Here is a 13284-nt window from a genome sequence, read left to right as displayed (position 1 = left end):
TCATCCCTCGTGTACGGCCCAGCTGTGCCCTGCCACGTCGCCGCCCGGTGACGACACAGGATCGTCGCCGAGGTTGAGCGTGAGGGTGAGCGTCGCTCCCTCGTGCGAACTCGACAGCGTCACAGCGGTGTTGGACAAATTGCTCACCTGTGACGGGGTGCGGTGCAGCCAGGGGTGCCGACGACGGATGCCGATCAGCTCTTGATGGGTGCGGAAGGTCTCGGCTCCGTACGGGGCGAGATCGTCCGGCCCGGCGGGGAATTCGGGTCGCACTGCGTCGTCCCCGCCGACTCGTTCTTCCTTCACGCCGCGGAAACCCTGCTCGTCACCGTAGTAGACGCTCGGAACTCCGGCGAGAAAGAACAACAGGGCGACCGCGTGCGGGACGTGCCGCTCGTCGGTGATGGTGCTGGCCACCCTGGTGACATCGTGGTTCCCGACGAAGGTGGCCGGAACGAAGGTGTCGAGCAAGTCGTTGCCACGTTCGATCGCGTGCGCCAGCTCGAAGAAGTTGGCGTCCTCGATCGCGCTCCAGGTCGCCTTCCACAACTCGTACTGGGTGATGGAGTCCAAACCCGACACGTTCACGTACTGCGCGTAGTCACCGTGGATCATCTCTCCCACGAACCACACGTCGGGATGTTTCGCCCGGACCGCATGAACCACCGACGCCCAGAACTGAGGCGGCACAGCGTAAGCCGCGTCCAACCGCCAGCCGTCGATGCCGCGGTCCAGCCAGTGATTCATCACGGACGCGACGTACTCGGCCACCGCGGGGTTGTCGTGGTTCAGCGTGACGAGAAGATCATGTCCCTCGAATGCAACGGGTTCGTCTCCGCGCCAACGGAACCAGCCGCCGGCCTCCGACTCCGGTCCGTCGGCCAGGGCCTGCCGAAATTTCTCGTGTTCGCGTCCGACGTGGTTGAAGACACCGTCGAACAGAATCTTCACGCCTTTGCCGTGCGCGGCCGCGATGAGGGCATCGATGTCCGCGTCGTCCCCGAGGCGGCCGTCGATACGGAAATGGTCGACGGTGTCGTAACCGTGGGTCTCGGAGGCGAACACCGGACCGAGCGAGAGGCCGTTGCACCCCAGTTCCAGGAGGTAGTCCAGCCAGTCACCGATGCGGCCGATGCGGTGCTCGACGGTGTCGATCGCTTCGGTCTCGGCCCCCACGAACCCCAGGGGATACACCTGCCACCACACGACGTGTTCGACCCAGTTCGGCACAGCAGACCCTCTCGTAGCGTTGTGGTGACTCTACGGTCCGGTCAGAACCCCGCCACCGACCGCGGCTCGTACGGCGCTTCCAGCCGGGCGACCTCGTCGTCCGTCAGTTCGACATCCAGCGCGGCAATCGCATCGTCGAGGTGAGAGATCTTGGTAGCGCCCACGATCGGCGCGGCAACGGTCGGGTGTTGCGCCACCCACGCGAGCGCGATCTGCGCACGTGGGATCCCGCGCGCCTCCGCGATGGCAGCGACCTCGTCGACGATGGTCTTGTCGCCCTCCTTGTAGAGGGTCTTGCCGAAGTTGTCGGTCTCGCTGCGCGCACTGGAGGAATCCCAGTCACGCGTGAGGCGTCCACGAGCCAGGGGGCTCCACGGAATGACGCCGATTCCCTGATCGTCGCAGAGCGGCAACATCTCTCGCTCCTCCTCGCGGTAGAGCAGGTTGTAGTGGTTCTGCATCGACACGAACCGCGTCCACCCGTTCAGATCTGCTGTGTACAGCGCCTGGGCGAACTGCCACGCGTGCATCGACGACGCACCGATGTAGCGAGCCTTACCGGCCTTCACGATGTCGTGCAGCGCCTCGAGCGTCTCCTCGATCGGAGTGAGCGGATCCCAGCGGTGGATCTGATACAGATCGACGTAGTCGGTTCCGAGTCGACGCAGACTCTCGTCGATCTGCCACATGATGTGTTTGCGCGAGAGACCGCCGCCGTTCGGTCCCGGCCGCATGCGTCCGTGCACCTTCGTCGCCAGCACGATGTTCTCGCGCTTGGTGAAGTCCCGGAGCGCGCGCCCGACGATCTCCTCGCTGGTGCCGTCCGAGTAGACGTTGGCGGTGTCGAAGAAGTTGATGCCGTTCTCCAAAGCATGTGCGATGAAGGGCCGCGAGGTGTCCTCGTCCAACGTCCATTCGTGATTCCCACGATCGGGAATTCCGTAGCTCATGCATCCGAGCGAGATGCGGGACACTTCCAGACCGGTGGCGCCGAGGCGTACGTACTGCATCCTGCCGACCCTACGCGGGCATAATTCGTAGCCATGGCGACAACACCGAGACCATCCCGACCGGCCTCCGGCCTATCCGCCGGAGCGACCGCACTCGGACTCTGCACCTTCATCGACGCCTCGCCGTCCCCGTTCCACGTGGTGGCGACGGTGGCGGTCGAACTTCGGGCAGCCGGTTTCGTCGAGGTTTCGGAGACCGATGCCTGGTCGGCCGAGCCGGGTCGGTACTTCGTCGTGCGCGGCGGGTCGATCGTGGCGTGGTCGACCGAGTCGGCGCCGGACGGTGTGTTCCGCATCGTCGGCGGCCACACCGACAGCCCGAACCTGCGCGTCAAGCAACACCCCGATCTGCGGTCCGGTGACTGGAACCTCGTCGGACTCGAGCCGTACGGCGGTGCATGGCTGAACTCCTGGTTGGATCGCGATCTCGGAATATCCGGACGCCTCGCCGTCGGGACCGGCTCCGAGGTGACGGACGTTCTGGTGCGAATCGACGAGCCGATTCTGCGCGTTCCGCAGTTGGCCATTCATCTGTCCGAGGACCGCAAAGGGGTGACACTGGATCCGCAACGGCACGTCAACGCTGTATGGGGGACCGGAAACGCGCCTGCGCCCTTCGTATCTCATCTCGCCGAGCACTTCGGCCTGGACCCGAACAGTGTTCTCGGTTGGGAACTGATGACGCACGTCGTGGCGCCGGCCGTCGTGTTCGGCGTCGGCGACGACATGATCAGCGCTCCCCGCTTGGACAACCAGGGCACGTGCTACTCGGGAACTCGGGCGTTGCTCGCCGCCGTCGATGACGAGCCGTCGGCGATTCCCGTTCTGGCACTGTTCGATCACGAGGAAGTCGGAAGCCAGTCCGACCGCGGTGCCGGGTCCGACCTCATGAACACCGTCCTCGAGCGCATCGTGCTCGCCCGCGGCGGCGGACGCGAGGATTTCCTGCGCGCGATGGCCGGGTCCATCCACGCGTCCGGCGACATGGCCCACGCGACGCATCCGAACTACCCCGAGAGACACGAACCGGCACACCGGATCTCGGTCAACGGCGGACCGGTGCTGAAGGTGAACCAGAATTTGCGATACGCGACCGACGCCGTCGGGTCCGCCGCGTTCGCACTCGCCTGCGACCGGGCCGGAGTGCCGCTGCAGCGGTACGTCCACCGTGCGGACCTGCCCTGCGGATCGACGATCGGGCCCATTCTCGCTGCCCGAACCGGACTGAAAACCGTCGATGTCGGGGCCCCGCAGCTCGCGATGCACTCCTCTCGCGAGTTGATGGGTGCCGGCGACGTCCCGATGTACGCCGATGCGTTGGCAGCGTTCCTGGTCGGCTGACCGCGGTGACCTGCAGTTCGGTGCCCTGAACACTGGTGCCCTAAACTGGATCGGTCCACTACTGAGCCGGTTCAACCCCCGGAAGGATCCACCCCACGTGTCTGTCGACTCGGTCTCCGACGCAGCCTCCACCCCCGACACTGCGCAGCCGTACCGGGAACTCGGTCTCAAAGACGACGAGTACGCACGCATCAAGGAGATCCTCGGGCGCCGCCCCACGGACGCCGAACTGGCGATGTACTCCGTGATGTGGAGTGAGCACTGCTCGTACAAGTCCTCGAAGGTCCACCTGAAGTACTTCGGCGAGACCACCACCGAGGAGATGAAGGCCAACATGCTCGCCGGCATCGGCGAGAACGCCGGGGTCGTCGACGTCGGTGACGGTTGGGCCGTCACGTTCAAGGTCGAAAGCCACAACCACCCGTCGTACGTCGAGCCGTATCAAGGCGCGGCCACCGGAGTCGGCGGCATCGTGCGCGACATCATGGCCATGGGCGCACGTCCGATCGCCGTCATGGATCAGCTGCGGTTCGGGGCGGCGGACGCACCGGACACACGCCGCGTGCTCGAGGGGATCGTCCGAGGGGTCGGCGGCTACGGGAACTCGCTCGGCCTGCCCAACGTGGGCGGCGAGACCGTGTTCGACGCGTCGTACGCCGGAAACCCATTGCTCAACGCGCTGTGTGCCGGGGTGATGCGCGTGGAGGACATGCACCTCGCATTCGCGTCGGGCGCAGGCAACAAGATCATTCTGTTCGGCGCGCGTACCGGCCTGGACGGCATCGGCGGGGTGTCCGTGCTCGCGTCGGAGAGCTTCGACGCCAAGCAGGGTCGCAAGAAGCTGCCGGCGGTGCAGGTGGGGGATCCCTTCACCGAGAAGGTGCTCATCGAGTGCTGCCTCGAGCTGTACGCCGAGCACCTCGTGGTCGGGATCCAGGACCTCGGTGGGGCCGGATTGTCCTGCGCCACTTCCGAACTCGCAGCCGCGGGTGACGGCGGTATGCACATTGCGCTCGATCGGGTGCCGCTGCGCGCCGAAGGTATGACCCCCGCCGAGGTGCTCTCCAGTGAGTCGCAGGAGCGCATGTGCGCCGTCGTGACACCGGAGAACGTCGACAAGTTCATGGCCGTATGCGCGAAGTGGGACGTGCTCGCGACGGACATCGGTGAGGTGACCGGCGGCACCAACCTCCAGATCACCTGGAACGGTGACACCGTCGTCGACGTCCCGCCGCTCACCGTGGCGCACGAGGGGCCCGTGTACAACCGTCCCGTCGAGCGGCCCGCGTCGCAGGACGATCTGATCGCGAACACCACCGCCTCCTTGGAACGGCCCGTCGGCGCCGATGCGTTGCGGGACACGCTGATGACCATGATCAGCTCGCCTCAGCTGTGCAGTCGTCGGCTCATCACCGAGCAGTACGACCGGTACGTCCGCGGCAACACGGTTCTGGCCGAGCACGCCGACGCCGGCGTGGTGCGAATCGACGAGAAGACCGGCCGCGGAATCGCTTTGGCCACCGACGCTTCCGGTCGGTACACCGCCCTCGACCCGTACCGCGGTGCGCAGCTCGCTCTCGCCGAGGCGTTCCGCAACGTGGCCACCACCGGTGCCACACCGAAGGCCGTCACCAACTGCCTGAATTTCGGGTCTCCCGAGGACCCCGGCGTCATGTGGCAGTTCCAGCAGGCCGTCCGCGGACTGGCCGACGGATGCGCCACGCTCGGAATTCCGGTCACCGGCGGCAACGTCAGCTTCTACAACCAGACCGGCGCGACGCCCATCCTGCCCACCCCCGTGGTCGGTGTGCTCGGCGTGATCGACGACGTTCATCGCCGTATCCCGACGGGCATCGGGCTGGAGCCGGGGGAGACGCTGATTCTTCTCGGCGAGACACACGACGAGTTCGACGGATCGATTTGGTCGCAGGTAGTCCACGACCATCTCGGCGGAGTGCCGCCGAAGGTGGACCTCGCGCGCGAACAGCTGCTTGCCGACATCCTCACGGCCTCTAGTCGCGACGGCTTGGTGTCCGCCGCACACGACCTGTCCGAAGGCGGGTTGGCGCAGACGATCGTCGAAGCAGCGCTCGCCGGCGAGGCGGGGTGCCGGATCCTGTTGCCCGAGGGAACAGATCCGTTCGTCACGCTGTTCTCGGAGTCGGCGGGTCGTGTGCTGGTCGCGGTACCGCGCACGGAGGAGACCCGCTTCACCGGAATGTGCAGTGCGAGGGGGTTGCCGTGGGAGCGGATCGGCGTTGCCGACGAGGGGTCGGATTCGATCGAGTTCCAGGGCCTGTTCACCGTGCCGATCGCCGAGCTCCGGGAGGCGTACGAGAAAACGTTGCCCGCTCTGTTCGGGTGAGCGAGTGACTGACACCGTTCACGAAACCCCACTCGAACGGCTCGAACAACTACCGGATTTCGTCCTGCATTCGGCGCTTCGGACGGTGCGCAAGCACCCGGTCGTGGGGTGGGCCTGGAGTCTTCTGCGACTGGACTTCACCGGCATCGCATTCGGCGCGTTCTTCGTATGTTGGTCGCTGACACCGTCGTTGCTCCCTCGCGGCTGGCTGTTCCAGGGCATTGTCAGCGGCATCAACGCGGCAATCGGGTACGGCGTGGGTGTTGCGGTTCAATGGGCCGTCAAACGCTGGTTCCTTCACAAACAGCCGTGGTGGCCGCTGCCGGATCGCATCGAGCGTGCGCTGAAGATCGTCGTACCGGTCCTGTCGACTCTCGCAGTGGCGATCATGCTCGCGGTGTCGGCGCAGTGGCAGCGCGAACTGTCAGCACTCATGAGCGCCGAGGGGACGACGACAACCGGATACTTCCGCACCGGCGCCATCATGATCGTCCTTGCGGCGCTGCTGATTTCGTTGTGGCGGACGCTGCGCGACCTCCGTCGCTACATCGCACGCAAGATCCTTCGCCGGACCAGAATCCCACGCGGGATGGCCAACGCGATCGGCGTGGTACTCATCCTCGTCGTCGGCGTCACCTTGGTTCAGGGTGTTCTGTTGCGTGGTTTCATCAGCGTCGCGAACTCGATCTCGAGCGTCAAGAACGACGAAACGCGAAGCGGCGTGGTGCAACCCACCGACGCCGAACGGTCGGGCAGTTCCGCGTCGACGGTCTCGTGGGACTCGCTCGGGTACGAGGGCCGCAACTTCGTCGCCGGGGGCCTGACGGCCGATCAGATGACCGAGGTGACCGGCCGCCCCGCCGAGGAACCGATTCGTGCGTACGTCGGTCTGGCGTCGGCGCCCACCTCGGACGAGCGTATGTCCATGGTGGTCGACGAGCTCGAACGCACAGGGGCGTTCTCGCGCAAGGCGATCGTCGTGATGCCGACCACCGGAACCGGCTGGGTCGATCCGGTGTCGGCCCGCGCGTTCGAGATGATGTACGACGGTGACACCGCGATCATCGCGACGCAGTACTCGTATCTACCGAGCTGGATCTCGTTCATCGCCGACCGTGAGGCATCGGCCGCGGCCGGCCGCATCCTGATCGACACCGTGCAGAGACGGTGGTCGAGTGAGCCCGAGGAAACGCGTCCCAAGCTCTACGTCTACGGCGAGAGTCTCGGATCCCAGGCCGGTGAAGCCGCGTTCACCGACATCAGTGACATCCGGGACAAGGTCGACGGGGTCCTCTGGGTCGGCCCGCCCAACTCCAACCGCATCTGGCAGACCTACGTCACGCGGCGCGATCCGGGCACCACCGAGGTCGAGCCCGAGTACGCGGGTGGTCTGCTCGTCCGATTCGCCGACAGCGCGGAGCGTTTGGACGCGCAGGACGGCCCATGGCCGCAGCCGCGGGTGCTCTACATGCAACATGCGTCCGACCCGATCGTCTGGTGGTCACCGAGCCTGCTGTTCGAGCGTCCGGACTGGTTGGCCGAGCCGCCCGGGTCGGATCGACTGGCCAGCATGCGGTGGTTCCCCATCGTCACCTTCTGGCAGGTCACGGCCGACATGACGAATTCGCTGGGAGTGCCGTCCGGACACGGTCACAGTTACGGCGCGTCCGCCGTCGACTCGTGGGCCGCTGTGGCGCCGCCCGAGGGGTGGACGAACGCGGACACCGAGCGAGTCCAGGCCGACATGGACGAGGTCGGCGAGAAGTTCCCGAATCTCGATGCGCCGGAATGAGTTCGAGCCCGGTGACAGCGGCCGCGGCCGCGTCCGCGCTGGTGTGGAACAACCTCGTCGCGCCCGCGGTCACGTCGTCGCCTCGTAGTCGCGCTGCGGCGAATGCTGTTGTCGCGGTGGTGTCCACCTGTGCCGCTCGACGACTGGGTGTGCGGGATCTCGGCCTGAACGGCCGAGGCTTTCGAGTGGGCGCAGCGGCGGCCTCGATCCCACTGGCCGCGTACGCAGTCGTCGGTGCGGTCCCCGCGCTGCGCACGCGATTCGTCGGTCCCCCCGAGGATGCCCCGCTGGAATGGGTGCTCTTTCGGATTCCCGTCGGCACCGTCGTCACCGAGGAGCTGATCTTCCGGTCGGTGTTGCACTCGTTGTCGCGCAGCACATTCGGGCCACGCTGGTCGCCGGCCTTCGACAGCATCGTGTTCGGGCTGTGGCACTGGCGAGTGGCCAACGGCTCCCTACCGGCCATCGCGTTCACCGGCGCGTCGGCATTGGTGTTCGACGGCCTGCGACAGCGAGGTGGCGGTGTCGTCGCACCGGCGATGTTCCATTACGCGGTGAACGGCGGCGGGGCAGTGCTGCGAAGCTGGGTTCACCGTGGCGCCTAGCAAGAAAGTCGATCCGGCCGCGCTGCGGGCGTCGCTGTTGGCAGTGTCCCCGTGGCTGGACGACCCGAGTCTCCCGAAACCCCCGCGCGCCGAGCTCGCATCCGCGGTGCGGCTGAGCGCACGCACCTTGGAGCAGACCGCTCCGGGGTCCAGCGTCGAGGTGCGCGTACCGCCGTTCGTTGCGGTGCAGTGCATCGTCGGCCCGCGGCACACCCGCGGGACACCACCGAACGTGGTGGAGACCGATGCGCGAACGTGGCTGCTGCTCGCGACCGGGCGCCTCGAGTTCGACGCCGCGTCGGCGACACTGACGGTGTCGGGCGGGCGTGCCGGGGAGATTGCGCACTGGTTGCCGCTGCTACGGCTGTAAAAATGTCCGACCGGCCTACCCGCTGCTCTCGACCGGCCTCCGGCCTACCCGCTGGTCCCGACCGGCCTCCGGCCTACCCGCTGGACCACGGTGTGATCGGTGGCTTGACCCACATGATCTTCTCGTCGACGTAAGCCCGGGCCGACGACGGATGAGCCGGATTCGCGGCTGCCCACGACGCCTTGTCGTCGAGCATGCGGGCCACGGACGTCCACGTCTCGTTCGTGCTCGGCGGGTTGATCGAGGCGGCCCTCGCCAGCTTTCGGCGTAGGTCGGGGGTCATCGACTCGAGGTCGGACGAGTCGATGTCGCGGTCCCAGAGGTAACGTGCCAGCGCTGTCGCCTTTGATTCCCGCGACTTCTGCGCGTGGTCGGAATGCGAGTAGTCCTGCGGAGCCATTCGGTGTGTCTACCACCTCACACGGTGCGCCCGCATCGGTGAGGTCGGCGTGATCTGGAGATAACCCGCGGGCAACCTCCTCGAACCGGGAGTCGCGCACCATGGGGCCATGGGTGAGACGCGCGTGTCGACGAGGACTGCGTGTTCCTACTGCGGCGTCGGGTGCGGAATCGTCGTCGAGACGTCCCACGGAAGTGGATCACCTGTCATCGCGAAGGTCAGCGGCGACAAACTGCACCCCACCAACTTCGGCCGATTGTGCACCAAGGGCGCCACGCACGCGGAGATGATGCTCGGCGACGGACGGATGACGACGGCGTTCGTACGCGAGAAGCGGGGGCAGGAACCCGTCGCGGTCTCCGTCGACGACGCCGTTCGCGACGCCGCCGACCGGTTGCGCGCCATCGTCGACGAGCACGGTCCCGACGCCGTCGCGCTGTACGTCTCGGGTCAGATGTCGTTCGAGTCGCAGTACCTCGCGACCAAGCTGGCGAAGGGATTTCTGCGGACGGTGCACATCGAGTCGAACTCACGCTTGTGCATGGCGAGCGCCGGAACCGGATACAAGCAATCGCTGGGGGCCGACGGGCCACCCGGGTCCTACGCCGACTTCGATCAGGCCGACTTGTTCTTCGTCATCGGGTCGAACATGGCCGACTGTCACCCAATCCTGTTCCTGCGCATGGCCGATCGGCTCAAGGCCGGCGCCAAACTCATCGTCGTCGATCCGCGGCGCACCACGACAGCGGACAGAGCCGATCTGTTCCTCCCCATCGCGCCCGGCACGGACCTCGCACTGCTGAACGGATTGCTTCATCTGCTGGTCGAGAACGGCGACATCGACGAGGACTTCATCGCCGAGCACACCGACGGATGGGACGCCATGCCGGCGTTCCTGGCCGAGTACACCCCCGACCGCGTCGCCACGATCACCGGTCTCGACGAAGCAGACATCCGTACGGCCGCACGGTGGATCGGCGAGGCCGGAAAGTGGATGTCCTGTTGGACAATGGGTTTGAATCAAAGTACCCACGGGACGTGGAACAGCAACGCCATCTGCAATCTGCATCTGGCGACGGGCGCGATCTGCACACCCGGAAGCGGCCCGATGTCTCTCACCGGGCAGCCGAACGCCATGGGTGGACGCGAGATGGGCTACATGGGCCCGGGCCTGCCCGGCCAGCGCGCCGTGATCTCGCCCGACGACCGGGCGTTCGTCGAGCGGCAGTGGGGGCTCGACGAGGGGACCATCCGCACCGACGTCGGCCCCGGCACCATCGAGATGTTCTCCCGCCTCGCGGAGGGCGACATCAAGGCTGTGTGGATCATCTGCACCAATCCTGTTGCATCCGTTGCGAACCGCAAGACTGTGGTCGCCGGTCTGGAAGCGGCCGAGTTGGTGATAGCCCAGGACACCTACACCGATACCGCCACCAACGCCTATGCGGACATTCTGCTCCCGGCCACGCTGTGGTCCGAAGCAGATGCCGTGATGATCAACTCCGAGCGCAACATGACGTTGCTGCAGCAGTCCATCGAACCCGCCGGAGATTCTCGGCCGGACTGGCGGCTCATCGCAGACATGGCGTGCGCGTTGGGTTTCGAGGCAGACTTCGACTACAAGAGCAGCGAGGACGTGTTCGAGGAAATTCGACGCTTCTCCAATCCCAAGACCGGCTACGACCTGCGGGGCGCTTCCTACGACCGGTTGCGCGAGACGCCGCTGCAGTGGCCGGTTCCGCCGGACGACGACGCCGATCGCCACCCCGTCCGGTACGTGAACGACGGCGTCAGCCAGGACCTCTTCGTCGACTCCGACGGTCATCGGCCGCGACTGGCGTTTCCGACCGCGAATCGCCGTGCGGTGTTCTTCGGCCGACCGCACATGGACGCCGCCGAACTTCCCGACGACGACTACCCGTTCGTGCTCAATACCGGACGGCTACAGCATCAGTGGCACACCATGACGAAGACGGGAAAGGTGGCCAAACTCAACAAGCTGAACCCCGGCCCGTTCGTCGAGGTGCACCCGGACGACGCCGATCGCCTCGGCGTCTCCGACGGCGCTCGCCTGGAGATCGGATCGCGTCGCGGCCGCGCCGTCCTCCCTGTCGTCGTGACGGATCGGGTGTTGCGCGGCAACGTGTTCGCGCCCTTTCACTGGAACGACGAGCAGGGCGAATACCTCACGGTCAACGCGGTGACCAACGACGCGGTCGACCCGGTGTCGCTGCAACCGGAGTTCAAGGTGTGTGCGGTGGCCCTACGAGCGGTGGCTCCCGTCGCCGAGCCCGCGGCAGTTCATCCTCTTGCGTCCGTCCTGGGTATCGCGGCACAGGCAGTACCGGTGTTGAGTGACGTCGAGAAGATGTACGTCGGTGGTTTTCTGTCGGCACTGGTGGGTGACGTGCATGGGGTGCCGAGCCTTCCTGCCGCAGCGCCGTTGTCGCAGTCGACACGCGTGTGGGTCGACGGTCTGCTTGCCGGAATGTATTCGCGCGCAATAGCACCGGTCGAGTCTGTCGCCGACGACCGTGAACGGGTCTCGGTACTCTGGGCGTCGCAGACGGGGAACGCCGAGGAGTTCGCACAGTCGTGCGCAGCCCGGTTGTCGGACGCCGGGCTTCGACCGGAACTGACGAACATGGACGACTGCGACCCGGGCGCGCTGACCGGTGCCGTTGTCGTGGTCAGCAGTACCTTCGGCGATGGGGGCCCACCCGACAACGGCGCCGATTTCTGGTCGCGCATCACCGCGGAGAACGCCCCGTCTCTCGATGGGGTCCGCTTCGCCGTACTCGGCATGGGCGATTCGTCGTACGACGACTTCTGCGGGCACGCACGCGCACTGGACGCACGCTTCGAATCGTTGGGCGCCCGGCGCCTCGTCGATCTCGTGCGATGCGAACCGGGCGAGGACGAGGCGGCCGCCGACTGGTTGTCGGCCCTCGCGCAGGCACTCGGCGAGAACGAGCCGACGGCGATCGGAACCCCGTCCGACAGTGGTGGAGGCGTCGCCGTCCTCGAACGAACCGCGGCGAAGAAGTTCACGAAGGCCGATCCGGTGCACGCCACCCTGACCACCAATGTCGTTCTGTCGAGCCCGAACTCGGCCAAGGAAGTGCGGCAGTTCGGATTCGATCTCGGTGACTCGGGTGCGACGTACGAACCGGGCGACTCGTTGGGCATCGTTCCCCGCAATTCACCGACCACGGTGCGTGCCTGGCTGGCGGCAACCGGATTGGACGGTTCCCGCTCGGTCGACATGGACGGCATGGAGACACCACTGTCCGAGGCGTTGGCGACGCGGTACGACATCGCGAAAGTCTCGCCCGCGCTTCTCGACTTCGTCGCCGCCCGCAACTCGGACCCCAAGTTGGCGAAGCTCCTCCGGCGCGACAACCGGACCGAGCTCGACAACTGGCTCTACGGCCGCCAAGCCCCGGATCTGCTACGGGCTTTCCCCGTACACGCAGACATGGTCGAGTGGAACAGCGTGCTCAAGAAGCTTGCGCCCCGGCAGTACTCGATCTCGTCGAGCCCGCTCGTGAGTCCGCAGGAAGTGCAGCTGACGGTGTCGGTGGTGCGCTACCGCGGAGAGAACGACAGCGAACTCGGGGGTGTCTGCTCGACGTACCTGGCCGACCGAGCGGGAACCGTCCCGGTGTACCTGCAGAAGTCACCGCATTTTCGTCCACCGTCCGACCCCTCGACGCCCATGATCATGATCGGGCCCGGCACCGGCATCGCACCGTTTCGCGGGTTTCTGCACCACCGCCGTGCGCTCGGCCACGCCGGCCGCAACTGGCTCTTCTTCGGCGATCAGCATGCCGACCACAACTTCTACTACCGCACCGAGCTCGAGGACATGTTCCGTGACGGGTTCCTCAGCCGGCTCGACCTGGCCTTCTCGCGCGACCAACGTGAGCGGATCTATGTGCAGGACAGGATGATCGAGCACGGGGCCGAGTTCTGGAAATGGCTGCAGGACGGTGCCAACGTGTACGTGTGCGGAGATGCGTCGCGGATGGCGAAGGATGTCGACGACACATTGCTGACCATTGCGTCCGTGCACGGCAAATTGAGCGAGGACGACGCGCTGGCGTTCAGGAAGAAGTTGGTCGCGGATAAGCGCTACGTGCGCGACGTGTACTGACCTCGAGTAGCCCGG

9 protein-coding genes are annotated in these 13284 nt (G+C 66.1%); 6 read left to right on the top strand and 3 right to left on the bottom strand.

All coding sequences use genetic code 11. The features are described from left to right. Complete coding sequence (locus IEW02_RS20730) at positions 1–1230, bottom strand: alpha-amylase family protein (protein ID WP_188546797.1); 1230 nt, start codon at positions 1228–1230, stop codon at positions 1–3. A gap of 41 nt (positions 1231–1271) precedes the next feature. Beyond that, the gene (locus tag IEW02_RS20725; protein ID WP_188546796.1) at positions 1272–2240 is read right to left on the bottom strand and encodes an aldo/keto reductase; all 969 of its coding nucleotides are present in this window, start codon (positions 2238–2240) and stop codon (positions 1272–1274) included. Between the two features lie 33 nt (positions 2241–2273). Here IEW02_RS20725 and IEW02_RS20720 point away from each other — a divergent pair, with 33 nt between their 5' ends. The 5 genes from IEW02_RS20720 (at position 2274) to IEW02_RS20700 (ending at position 8713) form a co-directional block, all read left to right on the top strand. Next, complete coding sequence (locus tag IEW02_RS20720) at positions 2274–3581, top strand: M18 family aminopeptidase (RefSeq protein WP_188546795.1); 1308 nt, start codon at positions 2274–2276, stop codon at positions 3579–3581. 97 nt (positions 3582–3678) lie between these two features. Then, positions 3679–5946: a phosphoribosylformylglycinamidine synthase subunit PurL gene (gene purL, locus IEW02_RS20715; RefSeq protein WP_229746197.1), complete on the top strand. Its 2268-nt coding sequence runs from the start codon at positions 3679–3681 to the stop codon at positions 5944–5946. Positions 5947–5950: 4 nt separating this feature from the next. Further along, on the top strand, positions 5951–7738 hold the full coding sequence (locus IEW02_RS20710; protein WP_188546793.1) for an alpha/beta hydrolase: 1788 nt from the start codon (positions 5951–5953) through the stop codon (positions 7736–7738). Beyond that, complete coding sequence (locus tag IEW02_RS20705; protein WP_188546792.1) at positions 7735–8343, top strand: CPBP family intramembrane glutamic endopeptidase; 609 nt, start codon at positions 7735–7737, stop codon at positions 8341–8343. The genes IEW02_RS20710 and IEW02_RS20705 overlap by 4 nt, the downstream gene beginning before the upstream one ends. Beyond that, positions 8333–8713 carry a sterol carrier family protein gene (locus tag IEW02_RS20700; protein ID WP_188546791.1) on the top strand — a complete coding sequence of 127 codons (381 nt, stop codon included), beginning with the start codon at positions 8333–8335 and terminating at the stop codon, positions 8711–8713. The genes IEW02_RS20705 and IEW02_RS20700 overlap by 11 nt, the downstream gene beginning before the upstream one ends. A 73-nt stretch (positions 8714–8786) precedes the next feature. Here the strand turns inward: IEW02_RS20700 and IEW02_RS20695 are convergent, their stop codons facing one another. Next, the gene (locus IEW02_RS20695) at positions 8787–9113 is read right to left on the bottom strand and encodes a hypothetical protein (protein WP_188546790.1); all 327 of its coding nucleotides are present in this window, start codon (positions 9111–9113) and stop codon (positions 8787–8789) included. A gap of 109 nt (positions 9114–9222) precedes the next feature. Here IEW02_RS20695 and IEW02_RS20690 point away from each other — a divergent pair, with 109 nt between their 5' ends. Continuing rightward, positions 9223–13269: a bifunctional nitrate reductase/sulfite reductase flavoprotein subunit alpha gene (locus tag IEW02_RS20690; RefSeq protein WP_188546789.1), complete on the top strand. Its 4047-nt coding sequence runs from the start codon at positions 9223–9225 to the stop codon at positions 13267–13269. Positions 13270–13284: the final 15 nt, after the last annotated feature.

The sequence above is a fragment of the Rhodococcoides trifolii genome, assembly GCF_014635345.1.
Lineage (GTDB): Bacteria > Actinomycetota > Actinomycetes > Mycobacteriales > Mycobacteriaceae > Rhodococcoides > Rhodococcoides trifolii.
This window is presented reverse-complemented; position numbering and strand designations above follow the sequence as displayed.